Raw genomic sequence first — 16,451 nt, 5'->3', positions numbered from 1 at the left:
TGGGCCCGCCGGAGATCGCGGTGTGGGATCGCTTCCATCTGAAAACCTAGCGGTGTATGGTTTCACAGACGCGCACCGCTGCGCGTCCCGATCGAATCGATCCGATCCGCGCCCGCCAGCCCCGAAAGGACGCTCAGATGAGCTCCCTCCCCGCATACCGCGACGCACACCTGCCCACCACCGAGCGCGTCGCCGACCTCGTCAGCCGGATGACCCTGCCCGAGAAGGTGGGACAGATGCTGCAGCTCAACGCCAAGGACGGCGTCGGACCGCTCGTCACCGAGATGCATGCCGGCTCGATCCTGCACACCTCCCCCGAGCGCGTCCTGGAAGCCCACCGGCTGACCGCGACCACGCGCCTGCAGATCCCGCTGCTCATCGCCGAGGACTGCATCCACGGCCACTCCTTCTTCAAGGGCGCCACGATCTACCCCACCCAGCTCGGCCTGGCCGCGACCTGGGACGCACCGCTCGTGGAGCAGACCGCCCGCGCCACCGCGGTCGAGGTCGCCGCGACCGGCATCCACTGGACCTTCTCCCCCGTCCTGTGCATCGCCCGGGACCTGCGCTGGGGCCGGGTGTCGGAGACCTTCGGGGAGGACCCCTTCCTCATCGGCGAGATGGCCTCGGCGATGGTCCGCGGCTACCAGGGCGACGGGCTGTCCGACCCGACCGCGATCCTGGCCACGGCCAAGCACTTCGCCGGATACTCCGAGACCCAGGGTGGACGCGACGCGAGCGAGGCGGACATCTCCCGGCGCAAGCTGCGCTCGTGGTTCCTGCCGCCCTTCGAGCGCGTGGCCCGCGAGGGCTGCCACTCGTTCATGCTCGGCTACCAGTCGATGGACGGCGTGCCGATCACCATCAACAACTGGCTCCTCAACGACGTCCTGCGCGGAGAGTGGGGCTACACCGGGACCCTCATCACCGACTGGGACAACGTCGGTCGGATGGTCTGGGAGCAGCACATCCAGCCCGACTACACCCACGCCGCGGCCGCCGCGGTGCGCGCCGGCAACGACATGATCATGGCCACCCCGAAGTTCTTCGAGGGTGCGCAGGAGGCCGTCCGCCTCGGCATGCTCGACGAGACGCTCATCGACGCGGCGGTCGGGCGCATCCTCACCCTGAAGTTCGAGCTCGGCCTCTTCGAAGACCCCCGCAACCCCGACCCCGAGCTCCAGCGCACGGTGATCGGCCGCGCTGAGCACCTCGACCTCAACCTCGAGGTGGCCCGGCGCTCCCTCGTCCTGCTGACCAACGACGGCACGCTGCCCCTCGCGGGCGGGCTCACCGCCGGGCCGGACGGCCGTGCCGCGACCTCGGCCGCACCGCGCACCGTCGCCGTCGTCGGCCCCAACGCCGACGACCAGCACAGCCAGCTCGGGGACTGGGCCGGAGCCTCCGGCCAGGCGGACTGGATGCCCGAGGGCCACCCGCGCGAGCTGACCCAGACCGTCCTGGACGGCTTCCGCGAGCACGCACCCACCGACTGGACCATCACCCACGCCCGCGGCGCGGACATCCTCACCACCGGGATCGACCCCGAGGGCGAGTTCATGCCCGACGGCCAGCCGCGCCCGCTCTTCGCCTACGCGGCCGAGCCGGACGAGGCGATGATCGCCGAGGCGGTCGCGAACGCCCACGCGGCCGACTACGTCGTGGCCGTCGTCGGCGACCAGATCGAGCTCAACGGCGAGACCCTCTCCACAGCGACCCTCGAGCTCTTCGGCGCGCAGATCGCCCTGCTCGACGCGCTCGCCGCGACCGGAACGCCGATGATCGTCGTGATCATCGCCTCCAAGCCGCTCGTCCTGCCGAAGTCTGCCCGCAACGCCGCCGCGATCGTCTGGGCGGCCAACCCCGGCATGGCCGGCGGCCGGGCGATCGCCGAGCTCGCGCTCGGGCTGATCGAGCCGTCCGGGCGCCTGCCGATCTCCTTCGCCGAGCACGCAGGCCAGCTGCCGATCTACTACAACCAGCTCCCCGGCCAGCACGGCACCCGGTACGCCGACCTCACCCAGCGCGCGCCCTTCGCCTTCGGCGAGGGCCTGAGCTACACCACGGTCACCTACTCCGACCTCACCGTGCTCACCCCCTCGGTGACCCTGGGCGAGGACGTCCGCGCCCAGGTCACCCTGCACAACACCGGCACCCGACCGACCCGGGAGACCGTCCAGGTCTACCTCCGCGACACCGTCACCTCGGTGACCTGGGCGGAGAAGGAGCTCAAGACCTACCGCCAGGTCGACGTCGCACCGGGTGCGACCGTGACGGTCGACCTCACCCTGCCCGTCGCCGACTGCACGCTGGTCGACGCCGAGGGTCGCCGGGTGGTCGAGCCCGGGGAGTTCCAGCTGCGGGTGGGCCCGTCCTCCCGCGACGAGGTGCTGCTCGACGCGGTGTTCACCGTCAAGGCCTGACCGCCCTACCCGCACCGACCACCAGCCGCAGCGTCTTCGACGACCGGCTCACCCGGATCTCCTGCCCCCAGGCCGCGGTGAGCCGGTCGTTCTCCATCCCGTCCCCGAAGACGACGAGCGACTCCGACTCCACGACGATCCGCAACCCCTCCCCCGCGAGCAGCCCCTCGGTCAGGGACGTGCCGGTCGCGACCGAGGGCCAGGCCTCGCGGACGAACCAGGCGAGCGTCGCGTCGTCGGGCGCGGGGAGGGCGCCCGGGGCGTGCCCGCGCTCGCCGACGATCGAGGCGCACCACCCGGTCACCCCCGTGCCGGTCGCCACGACGAGGCCCGACGACGACTGCCGCTCCCACGGCGTGCCGGTCGCGCCGGCCTGGACGCGGTAGCGGGCCGACTGGTGGCTGGGGTGCCCGACGAAGATCTCGTTGAGCGCGTCCAGGTGCTGGCCGTCGTCGAGGTCCGCGGCCACCATGGTGAGCCCGAGGATGCGGGCCTGGCCGGTGGCGGCCGGGGCGAGCAGCGCGGCGACGTCGGCCGGGGCGTGCCGCACAAGCACCCCGGGGTTGGCGCGCGGGTCGGGGTTGACCCCCACGACCGGCTGGCCGTCGAGGTACTTAGCGACGTTCGCCACCAGGCCGTCCTGCCCGACGACGACCACGACGTCGAGCGGGTCGACGAGAAAGCGGTCGAGGTCCTCGCGGTCGACGCCGGCCCGCCGCCACTCGGCCGGCACCGCCGCGGCGGCCCGGGCGAGGGCGTCGGCGACGAGGTCGTGGCGGTCCTGGACCTCGGCGAGGGTGCGCCCGCGGGTGCGCAGGAAGAACTCGACCTGCCCGCGGGTCCCGTGCCGCTCGACCAGCTCGTCGAGCTCGGTGCGCCGGCGCACGATCACGGCCCGCGGCTGGAGGGTCATCGCCCGGCCCTGTCCGGGGCACCCTGGCCGGGTGCGACCCTGGTCGCGTCGCCCAGCGCCGCCGACCCGCCGCCGAGCAGCTGGCCAAGGACCCCGGTGAGGAGGTCGGGAGTGACGGTCAGCGATCCGATCGCGGGCAGGTTCTGGGCGAGGTCGCGCAGCGCGAGAGCCATGAGCACCGTCTGCTCGACGCCCTCGAAGGCCGCCAGCGCAGCCCGCTCCCGCTCCCCCTCGGCCGCACCGATGTCGCGGATGCGCGCGGCGTCGGCCACGGTCGTCACCTGCTTGCGCTCCGCGGCCGCGGTCGCCCGGATCGCCTCGGCCGCGGCCTGCTCCTGCGCCGTGCGGCGGGCGTTGGCACCTTCCTGGATGACCAGCTGCTGCTCGCGGGTGGCGAGCTCGATCTTGTTGCCCAGCTCGTTCTCGGCGATCGCCCGCTCCATGTCCACCGCGGTCGCCCGCCGGTCGTAGGTGGCACGGTCCGCCTCCGACTGCAGGGCCTCCCGGGCCGGGGTCTGCAGCGCACGCTCGACGTCGCCCTCCGGGCGGATCGAGAGCACCCGCACCCCTAGCACGGCCAACCCGGTCGCGGCCAGCCGTTCCTGGCCGGCCAGGCCGTTCGTGATGGCCTCACGCACAGCGCTCAGCCCTCCGGTGAGGGCGGCTGCCAGGGGCGCCCCGGCCAGGACGTCGACCGCGTGTCCCTGGGCCAGCTCGGTGAGGATCTGGGTGACCTGGTCCAGGCCGGTGGTCGAGGCGGCTCCGGTGTCCGGGTCGATCCCGAAGTCGAGGCGGGTGCTGGCCACGGCCGGGTCGGCGAACCGGAAGGTGAGGGTGGCCTGGACGGTGACGTCCTGGAAGTCGCTGGTGCGGGCGTGGAACAGCATCGGGATCTCGCGGTCGTCGATGGGCAGCTCGCTGAGCACCGAGGTGAGCGGGCGGTACCAGAACGACAGCCCGGTCCCGGCGTTGCGCACCTGCCCGCGCGAGAGGTGGATGACGTGCCGGGTGGGAGCTCCGCGGAAGTGGCGGATGCCGGGGTAGCGCTTGATGTCAGCCATGTCGGTCTCCTCGGTCAAGGCGGGCGACGGGTTTTCTCGTCACTTAGACGATAAACCCTGACGATGGTTCTCGTCAATGTGACGCATATGATGGGGGCATGTCGACGCCCCTCCCGGTCCCCGCTTCGGAGCCGCTGCGCACAGAGTTCGCGGTGACCGTGGACCTCGTCGTGCTCACCGTCCGCGCCGAGCGCCTGCACGCGCTCGTCATCACCCGCGGCCTCGCACCCTTCCACGGCCAGCCGGCGCTCCCCGGCGGATTCGTGCTGCCCGGGGAGGACCTGCCCGCCGCGGCGGTCCGCGAGCTCCGGGAGGAGTCCGGGGTCGTGCCCAGCGCAGGCCACCTCGAACAGCTCGCGACCTACGGCGCACCGGGACGCGATCCCCGGGGCCGGGTCGTCTCGGTCGCCTACCTGGCCCTGGAGCCCGACCTCCCGGTCCCCGTCGCCGGGTCGGACGCCTCGACCGCGCAGTGGGTCCCGGTCGACGACGTGCTGCCCGGGGAGGGCCGGCTCGCCTTCGACCACGCCCAGATCCTCGCCGACGGCGTCGAGCGGGCCCGGTCCAAGCTCGAGTACACCCAGCTCGCCACGGCTTTCTGCCCGCCCGAGTTCACCGTCGGCGAGCTCCGCCAGGTCTACGAGGCGGTCTGGGGTGTGCGGCTGGACCCGCGCAACTTCCATCGCAAGGTCGCCGGGACACCCGGGTTCATCGAGGCCACCGGCGCGGTGAGCGAGGGCGGCCGGGGCCGCCCGGCCGCCCTGTTCCGGCGCGCGCAGTCCGGCAGCGCGCGGTCTGGCAGCGCGCAGTCTGGCAGCGCGCACGGCGCCACCCGGGGCGAGGGCGCCGGCAGCGTCGCCCTCACCCCGCCCATGATGCGACCGGCGGGCTGACCGGCCGCGCTACGCCTGGACCGGCGCGCGCCAGCTGTGCTGCGGCTCGAAGCCGAGCATCCGGCGAGCCTTGTCGATGCTCAGCAGCGTCTCGTGCTCCCCGACCTCTCGGGTGAGACGGACACCGGGGAACTGGTCGGCGAGCAGCTCGGCGTTCGGCGTCGTCATGACGGTGTCCGCGTTGGCGACGATGAACACCTCGACGCCGGTCAGCTCGACCTCGAGGGCCCGGCGGACCGCCTGGGCGCCGTCGCGCGCGTCGATGTAGCCCCACAGGTTCCACCTGCGCCCGGCCCGGTCGGCCTCGAAGGACGGGAAGGCAGCGTAGTCGCCGGGCTCCATGACGTTGGAGAACCGCAGGCCGATCGCCTTGAGCGCGGGGTTCCACCGGGCGAACTGGTGGGCCATCTCCTCCTCGAGGGTCTTGGCCAAGGAGTAGGCGGACTCCGGTCGCGGGTGGTACTCCTCGTCGACGGGGACGTAGGGCGGCGGGGTCTGGAAGGGCAGCCCGAGCACCGTCTCGCTCGACGCCCACACCACCGTGGTGATCCCGGCGGTACGCGCAGCCTCGAAGACGTTGTACGTGCTCGTGATGTTGTTCGTGAACGTCGCCGCGTTGGGCGAGCGCCCGGGTGCCGGGATCGCACCCAGGTGCACGACGGCGTCGACCGGGCCCCCCGTGCGGTCATCGATCCCGGAGAGCGCACCGAGGACCTGGCCGTAGTCGGTCAGGTCGACCTGGGTGAAGCGCTCCAGGTGGTCGGCGGGGGCCACCCGGTCGAGGATCACCACGTCGTACCCGTGCTCGAGCAGGTCTCGGACGACAGCGCGGCCGAGCTTGCCGCTCCCACCGGTGACAGCGACGACGGACATGGTGAACCTCCTGGTCGAGGACGAGCGTGACCCGGCCGTGGTCAGGCCGCGGTACCCGTCTGGGACCACAGTGCCACGGACGCGGCTCCTCAGGCGACGGCAGGCACGTCCATGCCGGGGCTGAGGTCCCTGGGTCCGGCCTCGGACGGGCGGGGCCGGTCCTCGGGGAAGGTGCGCACGAGGACCAGGGCGACGTCGTCGGCCTCTGCTCCCGGCGCCAGGACGCTCAGCACGTGGTCGCTGAGCTCGTCGAGGGTGAGATCGTGGGAACCCTGCAGGGACCGGGTGAGCATGTCCATGCCCTCCGAGAGCGGGACTCCTCGGCGTTCGATGAGCCCGTCGGTGTAGAGGAAGAAGGTGTCGTTGTCCTCGAGCTCGACGGTGTGGTCGCTTCGACCGACCGTGGGGAGGACGCCGAGCAGCAGGTCGTTGCCGCGGTTGAGCACCTCGACCTCACCGTTGGCGCGGATGATGACCGGGTAGGGGTGACCGGCGTTGGACCATCGCACGGTGCGGGTCCCGTTGAGCTGGTCGGCGGTCCCCTGCTCGATGCGCGCGACGATCGCCGTCGCGGTCGCTCCCTCCCCCAGGCCCAGCCCGACGATCGCGCCGTCCGCCTCGGCGAGGACCGCGGAGGGCGGCGCGCCGGTGATGTAGGCCGTGGTGCGGATGAGCCCGCGCAGCTGGCCCATCATCGCGGCCGCGTTGTGGTCGTGGCCCGTGACGTCGCCGACGACGATCGTCGCGGCTCCGTCCTTGGTGAGGAAGGCGTCGTACCAGTCGCCACCGATCTCGAGGTCGTCCCCGGCCGGCTGGTAGCGCACGACGATCTGGAGGTGGTCGGGCTCCGGCGGCGGAGTGAGCAGCGACTGCTGGAGGGTGATCGACGCCTCACGGACCCGGCTCTCGCGCAGCTCGGCGAGCTCGGCGTGCGCACGGACGTAGTCGAGCTTGGCCTTCTGGGTCTCTGCCGAGCGCAGGGCCGCGCTGACGGCTGCCGCGACGAGCGTCATGAAGGATTGGTGAGCCCCGTCGATGGGACGACCCGACGGCGCCTCCATGACGAGCACCCCGGTGTGCATGGCCGCGCTGTTGGAGACGAGCGGGACGAGGAACGCTCTGCCCTCGACCGTCGCCTCACCGGTCCGGCAGACCTTCTCGATGACGGCGGCATCGAGGTGCTCGGGCAGGTCTGCGTCGCTCGATGCCGCGAGCACGAACCCGTCCGGGGCCGTGAGGTAGACGGCGCAGCGCCCGATGTCCTCGGTGTCGGCGAGGGCGCCGACGACCAGCTCCATGAGCGCGGACGAACTGCCCTGGTGCTCCTGCAGCACGAGGTGCAGCAGCGCGATCGCGGTGAGCCGCCGGTGCGAGACCACGCGGTCGGTCGTCTCGGTGGCGATGTCGAGGACTCCCATGATGTGCCCGGCGTCGTCGACCAGCGGGCTGTAGGAGAAGGTGAAGTACGCCTTCTCCTCGAACCCCGACCGGTTGACCACGAGCGGGGCGTCGGTCGTCCACGTCGGCACGCGCGTGCTCATGACCAGGTTGAACTGCGGGCTGATCTCGTCCCAGATCTCGCTCCACACCTCGCGCACGGACGCCCCGAGCGCTGTGAGGCGCTTCTTGGTGCCGAGGATCTCCCGGTAGGAGTCGTTGTAGATCATCGTCAGGTCGGGGCCCCAGGCGATCATCACCGGGAACCGGGTGCTGAAGCATGTGCGGGCGACCTGGCGCAGGGACTCGTCCCACGTCGAGATGGCGCCCAGCGGCGTCGTCTCCCACGGGAAGGCCAGGGCTGCAGCACCCATCTCGCTGCTGGCGGCAGTCTTGGCGAACCACTCGGAATCCATCGTGCAATCTCACCCTCGTACAGGCCGGCGTGTCCTACCGGTGGCAGGGCACAGACACTACCCTCGCGAAGCGCGCCGGTGGAACCCGGTGCGCCAGCCGTCCGCCGGGGCGATATTCCGTTGCCGCGCTGGTCTGGGGCTGCGACGCTCAGGGTATGACCTCATGGACCATCACCCCCATGCCGCTCCCCGAGAGCATCAACTCCCCCGACGCCTGGGCGGTCCGCGGCGCCCACCGGATCTCGGCCGCGACCGAGCTCGCCACGTGGGGACACGCCGACCTCGCCTCCCCTCCCGACATCCTGCTCGCGGGGCTCCGCGACCAAACCCACAGCGCCCGGGTACCCATGGTCGCGACCGTGAGCCCCGCCCCGGCCGAACCTACCGCCCAGGACGTGCTCGGCGTCGCTCACGTGACCCTCGACCGTGCCGGCAACACGCACCTGGCCTCGGTCAGCGTGAGCGTCGACGCCGAGCACCGGCGCCGTGGGATCGGCTCTGCGCTGCTGGTCGCAGCCGAGCAGGTCGCGACCGAGCACGGGCGCACGACCGTCATCCTCGACAGCTCCCACGACCGGGAGAGCGCGGCGGACGACCCGCACGCGCTCGTCCCGCCCACCGGGAGCGGCCGGATCAGCGCCGACGACCCCGCCGCCGTCTTCGCCCTGAGCCACGGCTACACCCTCGAGCAGGGTGAGCGGTACTCGATCCTGCACCTGCCGCTCGAGGATGCGCACGTGGACCGCCTGCACGCGGAGGCGCTCGCCGCGGCCGGGGACGCCTACCGCATCATCAGCTGGACTGACCGCTGCCCCGACCATCTCCTCGACCAGTACGCGACCCTGGCCACCCGGATGTCCACCGCACTGCCCCTCGCCGGCCTCGACCTCGTCGAGGACCCCTGGGACGCGGCCCGGATCCGTGACTCCGAGCGCACCCTGGCCGAGACCGGGCGCGGCTACCTCCTGTGCGCGGCCGAGCACGTGGCCACGGGCGAGCTGGTCGGGTACACCGAGATCGTCGTGACGCGCGGCGACCCCGAGCCGGCCTTCCAGGACGACACCCTCGTGCTCCCGGGCCATCGTGGGCACCGCCTCGGGATGCTGCTCAAGACGGCGAACCTGCGCGAGCTGCAGCGGCAGCGACCGGGGCTGCGGCGCATCCACACGTGGAACGCGGAGGAGAACGAGCACATGCTCGCCATCAACGTCGCGCTCGGCTTCCGCCCCACCGGCGTGATCGGCCTCTGGCAGAAGAAGCTCCCCTGACCCCACCCGCGAGGCCGACCGGACCCGGGTCCCGGGTCCCGGGTCCCCCTCGGCTCGGGTGCACGGTTTCGGCCCCGTTTCACCCATGAAACGGGGCCGGATTCGTACACCGGGCGGCGGGGCGGGGGCGGGGGGCGGCTGCGGGTTATAGGCGGCGGAGCTTGTCCGGGTCGGGTTGCTTGATCTCTTCCCAGCCGCGGCGCTTCTTCCGGGACCCGGTGCGCTCGTCACGCGAGCGGTAGACGATGTAAGGCCGCACGAGGTAGCCGACCGGGGCGGAGAACACGTGCACCAGGCGGGTGAAAGGCCACAGGATGAACAGGGCCGTCGCGGACAGCACGTGCAGCTGGAACATCAGCGGCACCCCGGCCATGAGCTCCGGCTCCGGCTGCAGCGACCACAGGCTGCGCACCCACGGCGAGATCGTGCCGCGGTACTCATACCCCTCACCGAAGAGCTGCAGCATGACGGTCGCCGCGGTCCCGAACAGGATGGTCCCGCCGAGGGCGAGGTACATGACCTTGTCCATCCGCGTGGTCGCGAGGAACACCGGCCCCACCGTGCGGCGCCGGTAGATGAGGATCAGCAGGCCGGCGATCGTGAGGATCGCGGCGGCGGTGCCCATCCACGTCGCTCCCAGGTGGTAGGCGTGCTCGGTGATGCCGATCGCGTACAGCCACTCCCGCGGGATGAAGAGCCCGACGACGTGCCCTCCGATCACCATGAGCATGCCCACGTGGAACATCGGCGACCCGAGACGCAGCAGCCGGTTCTCGTACACCTGGCTCGAGCGGGTGGTCCAGCCGAACTTGTCGTACCGGTACCGCCACAGGTGCCCGACGACGAACACCGCCGCCGCCGCGTAGGGCAGCGCCACCCAGAGCAGCACCCCGAGCGTGCCCACCGACGCCGAGCCGGTCTCGGCCAGGACAGCCACCGCCGCCAGACCCGACGCCGTCATCGCCGGGCCTCCTCGGGTGCGGCGCCGCCGGCGGCGAAGGGCTTGAGGTCGCCCAGGAAGGTCAGCCCGACCGTCTCGGTCGGCGGTCCCTCGTTGACCAGGGCGAGGTAGCGGTCCCGGGTCGCGTCGTCGATCTCCGGCAGGGACATGCAGACGGCCTCGATCACCCCGGCGTAGGGGCTGGACACCGCGAGCAGGGCGGCGCGCAGCACCTCGATGCCCTCACGGTGCGCGGCGAGCAGCTGCTCGGCGACGGGCGACTCGCTCACCGCGGAGAACTCCAGCACGGCCGGGAGGTAGTCGGGCAGCTCGGCGGCGTCGAACTCCCACCCCGCGGCCCGGTAGGCCTCCATGAAGGTCACCAGCGCCTGCCCGCGCCGCCGGGTGTCACCGGCGGCGTAGTAGCTCAGGTACAGGCAGCACTTGCGCTTGAGGTCGAAGGTCCCCACGTAGGCCTTCTCGAAGTCCTGGGCGTCGGTCGCCGTCGCGGTGGCGAGGAAGGTCTCCAGGACTCCGCGGACGGCGTCGGGCAGGGTGCCCAGCGCGGCGGCGACCTGCTCGGTACGGATATGGAAGTCCGGGTCGGGGTAGTCGAGCAGCAGGGAGGCTGCCATGTGGGTCAGCGCCCGCTGCTCCCGGGTCATGGCGATCGACGGCGTGGGCTCGGGCATCACGTTGAGCGTGATGTGCGGGGGTGGACGCAGGGCCATCAGTTCTCCTCGGCCGTGGGGTCGCGCAGGGGGTCGCTCGTCGTGGGGGTGGACCGGGGTGGGAACAGGCCACCGGCGGTGCCGTTGCCGTCCCAGTTGAGCAGGTTGACCCGGCCCGGGGTGGAGGGCCGGTCCGCCGTCTGGCGGTCCTGCAGCACGTGGAAGTTCTCGACCGCGACCGGGACCGCGGGTCCGCTCGAGGACCCGAAGGGCCCCGCCCCGCCCATCCCCGGACCGTCCTCGTAGTCGAGGGAGCACGCAAGCTCTTCGAGCTCGGCGGCCTGCTCGGAGTGCGCCGAGGGGATGACGTAGCGGTCCTCGTACTTGGCGATGGCCAGCAGCCGGTACATCTCCTCGATCTCGACCCCGGTCATGCCGACCGCGGCCGCGATGGACTCGTCCCGACCCTCGTCGCCGAAGAGGTTGATGCCACGCATGTAGGAGCGCATGGCCGCGAGGCGGCGCAGCACGGCGTCGACCGGGGCCACGTCGCCCGCGGTGAACAGCCCCGCGAGGTACTCGATGGGGATGCGCAGCTTGTCGATCGCGGCGAACAGGGTCCGGGCGTCCTCGCCGTCGTTGCCCGAGTTCGCCACGACGTCGACGACGGGTGAGAGCGGCGGGATGTACCAGACCATGGGCATGGTGCGGTACTCCGGGTGCAGCGGCAGGGCGACCTTGTACTCCTGGATGAGCTTCCAGATGGGGCTCTTCTGGGCGGCGTCGATCCAGTCCTCGGGGATGCCCTCGGCGCGGGCGGCCTCGATCACGGCCGGGTCGTGGGGGTCGAGGAAGACCTTGCGCTGGGACTCCAGCAGGTCCTTCTCGTCCTCCACCGCCGCGGCCTTGGCGACCTGGTCGGCGTCGTAGAGCACCAGACCGAGGTAGCGCAGCCGGCCGACGCAGGTCTCCGAGCAGACGGTCGGCAGGCCGACCTCCAGGCGCGGGTAGCACATGGTGCACTTCTCGGCCTTGCCGGTCTTGTGGTTGAAGTAGACCTTCTTGTACGGGCAGCCCGAGACGCACATCCGCCAGCCGCGGCAGGCGTCCTGGTCGACGAGCACGATGCCGTCCTCGGCGCGCTTGTACATCGCCCCCGACGGGCACGAGGCCACGCAGGACGGGTTGAGGCAGTGCTCGCAGATGCGCGGCAGGTAGAACATGAAGGTCTTCTCGAACTCCATGGCCACGTGCTCGCTCATGTGCGCCAGGATCGGGTCGTCCTGGATGGTCTCCGGGGACCCGCCGAGGTTGTCGTCCCAGTTGGCCGACCAGGCGATCTTCATGTCCTTGCCGGTCAGCAGGCTCTTGGGCCGCGCGACCGGGGTGTGCTCCCCCGCCGGGGCGTTGAGCAGCATGTCGTAGTCGTAGGTCCACGGCTCGTAGTAGTCGTGGATCTCGGGCAGCTTGGGGTTGGAGAAGATGGTCGCGAGCTTGGCGAACCGGCCGCCGCTGCGCAGCTTGAGCCGGCCGCGCCGGTTGCGCACCCAGCCGCCGCCCCACTTGTCCTGGTCCTCGTAGCCGCGCGGGTACCCCACGCCGGGGCGGGTCTCGACGTTGTTGAACCAGACGTACTCCACGCCGGTGCGGTTGGTCCACGCCTGCTTGCAGGTGACCGAGCAGGTGTGGCACCCGATGCACTTGTCGAGGTTCATGATCATCGACATCTGGGCCATGACCTTCATCAGTACTCAACCTCCTGGCTGCGGCGACGGATCACGGTGACTTCGTCTCGTTGGTTCCCGGTCGGGCCGAGGTAGTTGAAGGCGAACGCCAGCTGGGCGTAGCCCCCGATGAGGTGGCTCGGTTTGAGCAGCACCCGGGTGAGGGAGTTGTGGATCCCACCGCGCCGGCCGGAGGTCTCGGTGCGGGGCACATCCACCGTGCGGTCCTTGGCGTGGTACATGTACACCGTGCCCTCGGGCATGCGGTGGGAGACGATCGCCCGGGCCACCACGACGCCGTTGCGGTTGTACGACTCGATCCACTCGTTGTCCCGGACCCCGATCTTGTCGGCGTCCTGGGGGCTCATCCAGATAGTCGGCCCCCCTCTCGACAAAGACAGCATGAAGAGGTTGTCCTGGTACTCGGAGTGGATGGACCACTTCGAGTGCGGGGTGAGGTAGCGGACCGCGACCTCGGCGTGGCCCTCGCTGCCGGGCGCCCCGGTCGGGTCCATCGACCCGACCTTGGAGTCCCCGAACAGCCGGTGCAGGTCGAGCGGGGGCCGGTAGACCGGCATGTTCTCCCCGAGCTCGCTCATCCAGTCGTGGTCGAGGAAGAAGTGCATCCGCCCGGTGAGGGTGTGCCACGGCTTGAGGTGCTCGACGTTGATCGTGAAGGCGGTGTAGCGCCGGCCGCCGTGCTCGGAGCCGGACCACTCCGGGGAGGTGATCACCGAGACCGGCCGCGCCTGGACATCCGGGAAGGTGATCCGGGTCCCCTCGTGGTCGGTGGCCAGGCTCGCGATCTCCTGCCCGGTGCGCTTCTCCAGAGCCCGGAAGCCCTGCACGGACAGCCGACCGTTGGTGGTCCCGGACAGGGCGAGGATCATCTCGCAGACCTTGACGTCGGTGTCCAGGCGCGGCAGCCCCGCCGTCGGGCCTGTGGTGACCGTGCCGTTGACCTTGGCGAGCTTGGCGACCTCGGGGGTGGGGTCGAAGGTGATGCCCTTGGTGGTCATCCCCAGCTTCGTGGTCAGCGGGCCGAGGGCTGCCATCCGGGCCGCGAGCGCCGGGTAGTCCCGCTCGACGACGATGAGCTTGGGCATGGTCACGCCCGGGATCATCGGCAGGTCGTTCTCGACCGTGCCGTGCGGGGTGGCCATCGCGTCGGGGGTGTCGTGCAGCAGCGGCGCGGCGACGAGGTCCTTGCGCACCCCGAGGTGCTCCACGGACATCTGAGAGACCTTGCCGGCGATGACGTGGAAGAGCTCGAAGTCGGTCTTGGTCTGCCACGGCGGCTTGATCGCCGGGTTGAAGGAGTGCACGAACGGGTGCATGTCCGTGGAGGACAGGTCGTGCTTCTCGTACCAGGTGGCCGCCGGCAGCACGACGTCGGAGAAGAGGGTGGTGCTCGTCATCCGGAAGTCTGTGGTGACCAGGAGGTCGAGCTTGCCCTCGGGGGCGTCCTCGCGCCAGTCCATGGTGCGCGGACGGCGGTCCCCTTCGCACTGCTCGGCGCGGACGGAGGAGTCCGTGCCGAGCAGGTGCTTGAGGAAGTACTCGTTGCCCTTGCCCGAGGACCCCAGGATGTTGGCCCGCCACACGTTGAGCACGCGCGGGAAGTTCTCCGGGGCGTCGGGGTCCTCGCAGGCGTACCGCAGCGAGCCGTCCTGGAGGGAGTCGACGACGTACTGGGCCGGGTCTACTCCTGCCGCCTCGGCGTCGTCGACGATATCGAGGGGGTTGCGGTCGAAGGTCGGGTAGCTGGGCATCCAGCCGCGCTTGGCCGACTCCACGAGGCAGTCCGCGGTCGTGCGGTCGGAGAACATGCCCTTGGCCAGCGGGGAGGCGAGCTGGTCGGCGGGCAGTCCGTCATAGCGCCACTGGTCGGTGGCCAGGTACCAGAAGGCCGTGCCGATCATCGAGCGGCTGGGGCGGACCCAGTCCGCGCCGCCGGCGTACTGGTTGTAGCCGGTGAGCGGGCGGACCTTCTCCTGCCCGACGTAGTGTGCCCAGCCGCCGCCGTTGACTCCCTGGCAGCCGGTCATCGTCGTGAGGGCGAGGAAGGTGCGGTAGATCGTGTCGGAGTGGAACCAGTGGTTGGTCCCGGCACCCATGAGGATCATCGACCGCCCACCGGACTGCTCGGCGTTCTCGGCGAACTCCCGCCCGATCCGCTCGGCCTTCTCGGCCGGGACGGAGGTGATCTCCTCCTGCCAGGCGGGCGTGCCGGGGGAGGTGGCGTCGTCGTACCCGGTGGCCCACTGCCCGGGCAGGCCCAGGTCCGGGCGGCCGACGCCGTACTGGGCGAGCAGCAGGTCGAAGACGGTGGTCACCACGCGCCCGGCGACCCGGGCGACCGGTACCCCACGATGCACGACGCCGGTGCCACCGGTCTGCTCCTCGCCCGCCCCGGGGGTGACGTCGAATCGCGGCAGGTCGACCGCGGCGGTCTCCCCGTCCCAGGTGGGGCCGTCGGAGATGGACAGGACCGGGTCGATGTCCCCCAGGTCGAGGTTCCAGCGGCCCTCGTCGACCGGGCCGAAGCGGTGCCCGAGGGCACCGTTGGGCACCCGGGGGACGCCGGTCACGTCGAGCAGGACGGTCTTGAAGGCGGGGTTGGCCTCGGTCGCGTCGCCGGCAGCGGAACCGGCGAGCTCAGCGGCGCTGAGGTCGGCCGCGGTGAGGAACTTCCCGGGCACCCAGGCGTCCCCGCGCTGCTCGAGGGAGATGAGGAAGGGCGCGTCCGCGTAGGACTTCATGTAGCTCTCGAACCGCGGCGTGCGCCGGTCGACGTAGAACTCCTTGAGGATCACGTGGCCCATGGCCATGGCCAGCGCGCCGTCGGTCCCGGGGTGAGGGGCGAGCCACTCGTCGGCGAACTTCGTGTTGTCGGCGTAGTCGGGCGAGACGGTGATGACCTTCTGCCCGCGGTAGCGGGCCTCGGTCATGAAGTGTGCGTCGGGAGTGCGGGTGACCGGGACGTTGGAGCCCCACATCATGAGGTAGGAGGAGTTCCACCAGTCGGCGGACTCGGGGACGTCGGTCTGGTCGCCGAACACCTGCGGGCTGGCGACCGGGAGGTCGGCGTACCAGTCGTAGAAGGACAGCATCGTCCCGCCGAGCATGTTGATGAACCGGGCGCCGGCACCGTGGGAGACCATCGACATCGCCGGGATCGGGGAGAACCCAGCCACCCGGTCGGGGCCGTAGGTCTTGATCGTGTGCACGTGCGCCGCCGCCACGATCTCGGCGGCCTCGTCCCAGGTGGCCCGGACCAGGCCACCCTTGCCGCGGGCCTTCTTGTACGCCCGCGCCGACTCCGGGTTGCCCGTGACGTCCGCCCAGGCGAGCACCGGGTCGCCCAGTCGCGCCTTCGCCTCCCGGTAGAGCGTGAGCAGGGTGCCGCGCACGTAGGGGTAGCGGACCCGGGTGGGCGAGTAGGTGTACCAGCTGAACGCCGCACCGCGGGGGCAGCCGCGGGGTTCGTACTCGGGGCTGTCCGGGCCGACGCTGGGGTAGTCGGTCTGCTGGGTCTCCCACGTGATGATGCCGTCCTTGACGTACACCTTCCACGAGCAGGACCCGGTGCAGTTCACCCCGTGGGTGGAGCGCACCACCTTGTCGTGGGACCACCGGTCCCGGTAGAAGGAGTCGCCGGACCTGCCGCCCTCGAGGAACAGGGACCGCAGGTCTTCCGAGACCTTCCCGCGGCGCAGGAACCGGCCGAGCTTCATGAGCGAGTCGGCGACCGGGCCGTCGGTCGCGGCCTGCTGGGGCGGTGTCTCGGTGGTCATGGTGCTCCTTGGTCGTGCGGGCAGATCGCGGGTTC

At 71.2% G+C, this 16,451-nt stretch carries 11 protein-coding genes; 3 read left to right on the top strand and 8 right to left on the bottom strand.

Annotated features, from left to right (window positions below; all coding sequences use genetic code 11):
• Nucleotides 1–137 precede the first annotated feature (137 nt).
• Nucleotides 138–2,423 carry an exo-beta-d-1,3/1,6-glucosidase gene (locus tag ACWA15_RS01840; RefSeq protein WP_464057689.1) on the top strand — a complete coding sequence of 762 codons (2,286 nt, stop codon included), beginning with the start codon at nucleotides 138–140 and terminating at the stop codon, nucleotides 2,421–2,423.
• Here ACWA15_RS01840 and ACWA15_RS01835 read toward each other — a convergent pair.
• On the bottom strand, nucleotides 2,413–3,336 hold the full coding sequence (locus ACWA15_RS01835) for a diacylglycerol kinase catalytic domain-containing protein (RefSeq protein ID WP_464057687.1): 924 nt from the start codon (nucleotides 3,334–3,336) through the stop codon (nucleotides 2,413–2,415). The two genes, ACWA15_RS01840 and ACWA15_RS01835, sit on opposite strands and share 11 nt — an antisense overlap.
• Entirely contained in the window at nucleotides 3,333–4,397 is a 1,065-nt protein-coding gene (locus tag ACWA15_RS01830; protein WP_464057685.1) for an SPFH domain-containing protein, read from the bottom strand. Before ACWA15_RS01830 ends, ACWA15_RS01835 begins: the two co-directional genes overlap by 4 nt.
• 98 nt (nucleotides 4,398–4,495) lie before the next feature.
• Between ACWA15_RS01830 and ACWA15_RS01825 the strand changes: the two genes are divergently transcribed.
• On the top strand, nucleotides 4,496–5,290 hold the full coding sequence (locus tag ACWA15_RS01825) for an NUDIX hydrolase (RefSeq protein ID WP_464057683.1): 795 nt from the start codon (nucleotides 4,496–4,498) through the stop codon (nucleotides 5,288–5,290).
• Nucleotides 5,291–5,299: 9 nt separating this feature from the next.
• Here the strand turns inward: ACWA15_RS01825 and ACWA15_RS01820 are convergent, their stop codons facing one another.
• Entirely contained in the window at nucleotides 5,300–6,163 is an 864-nt protein-coding gene (locus ACWA15_RS01820; RefSeq protein ID WP_464057681.1) for an NAD-dependent epimerase/dehydratase family protein, read from the bottom strand.
• A gap of 89 nt (nucleotides 6,164–6,252) precedes the next feature.
• Nucleotides 6,253–8,016: a SpoIIE family protein phosphatase gene (locus tag ACWA15_RS01815; RefSeq protein ID WP_464057679.1), complete on the bottom strand. Its 1,764-nt coding sequence runs from the start codon at nucleotides 8,014–8,016 to the stop codon at nucleotides 6,253–6,255.
• Nucleotides 8,017–8,171: 155 nt separating this feature from the next.
• On the opposite strand from ACWA15_RS01815, the gene ACWA15_RS01810 reads away from it, so the two are divergent.
• Nucleotides 8,172–9,284, top strand: coding sequence for an N-acetyltransferase family protein (locus ACWA15_RS01810; RefSeq protein ID WP_464057677.1), 1,113 nt, complete (start codon nucleotides 8,172–8,174; stop codon nucleotides 9,282–9,284).
• 145 nt (nucleotides 9,285–9,429) lie between these two features.
• On the opposite strand, the gene narI is transcribed toward ACWA15_RS01810, so the two are convergent.
• From narI to ACWA15_RS01790, 4 genes are read right to left on the bottom strand one after another with little or no spacing between them, the layout of a single operon-like run.
• The gene (narI, locus tag ACWA15_RS01805) at nucleotides 9,430–10,245 is read right to left on the bottom strand and encodes a respiratory nitrate reductase subunit gamma (RefSeq protein ID WP_464057675.1); all 816 of its coding nucleotides are present in this window, start codon (nucleotides 10,243–10,245) and stop codon (nucleotides 9,430–9,432) included.
• The gene (gene narJ, locus ACWA15_RS01800) at nucleotides 10,242–10,955 is read right to left on the bottom strand and encodes a nitrate reductase molybdenum cofactor assembly chaperone (protein ID WP_464057674.1); all 714 of its coding nucleotides are present in this window, start codon (nucleotides 10,953–10,955) and stop codon (nucleotides 10,242–10,244) included. Before narJ ends, narI begins: the two co-directional genes overlap by 4 nt.
• On the bottom strand, nucleotides 10,955–12,640 hold the full coding sequence (gene narH, locus ACWA15_RS01795) for a nitrate reductase subunit beta (protein WP_464057672.1): 1,686 nt from the start codon (nucleotides 12,638–12,640) through the stop codon (nucleotides 10,955–10,957). The genes narJ and narH overlap by 1 nt, the downstream gene beginning before the upstream one ends.
• On the bottom strand, nucleotides 12,640–16,416 hold the full coding sequence (locus ACWA15_RS01790) for a nitrate reductase subunit alpha (protein WP_464057671.1): 3,777 nt from the start codon (nucleotides 16,414–16,416) through the stop codon (nucleotides 12,640–12,642). Before ACWA15_RS01790 ends, narH begins: the two co-directional genes overlap by 1 nt.
• Nucleotides 16,417–16,451 lie beyond the last annotated feature (35 nt).

This window comes from Sanguibacter sp. TS_SC_8 (genome assembly GCF_055361235.1).
The sequence above is the reverse complement of the archived record's forward strand: the minus strand, read 5'-3'. Positions and strand labels throughout refer to the sequence as shown.

Coding starts and splice junctions, on each gene's coding strand:
- ACWA15_RS01815 (WP_464057679.1), bottom strand. CDS start 8,016: ATGGATTCCGAGTGGTTCGCCAAGACTGCCGCCAGCAGCGAGATGGGT.
- narJ (WP_464057674.1), bottom strand. CDS start 10,955: ATGGCCCTGCGTCCACCCCCGCACATCACGCTCAACGTGATGCCCGAG.
- ACWA15_RS01820 (WP_464057681.1), bottom strand. CDS start 6,163: ATGTCCGTCGTCGCTGTCACCGGTGGGAGCGGCAAGCTCGGCCGCGCT.
- narI (WP_464057675.1), bottom strand. CDS start 10,245: ATGACGGCGTCGGGTCTGGCGGCGGTGGCTGTCCTGGCCGAGACCGGC.
- ACWA15_RS01830 (WP_464057685.1), bottom strand. CDS start 4,397: ATGGCTGACATCAAGCGCTACCCCGGCATCCGCCACTTCCGCGGAGCT.
- ACWA15_RS01825 (WP_464057683.1), top strand. CDS start 4,496: ATGTCGACGCCCCTCCCGGTCCCCGCTTCGGAGCCGCTGCGCACAGAG.
- ACWA15_RS01835 (WP_464057687.1), bottom strand. CDS start 3,336: ATGACCCTCCAGCCGCGGGCCGTGATCGTGCGCCGGCGCACCGAGCTC.
- ACWA15_RS01810 (WP_464057677.1), top strand. CDS start 8,172: ATGACCTCATGGACCATCACCCCCATGCCGCTCCCCGAGAGCATCAAC.
- ACWA15_RS01840 (WP_464057689.1), top strand. CDS start 138: ATGAGCTCCCTCCCCGCATACCGCGACGCACACCTGCCCACCACCGAG.
- narH (WP_464057672.1), bottom strand. CDS start 12,640: ATGAAGGTCATGGCCCAGATGTCGATGATCATGAACCTCGACAAGTGC.
- ACWA15_RS01790 (WP_464057671.1), bottom strand. CDS start 16,416: ATGACCACCGAGACACCGCCCCAGCAGGCCGCGACCGACGGCCCGGTC.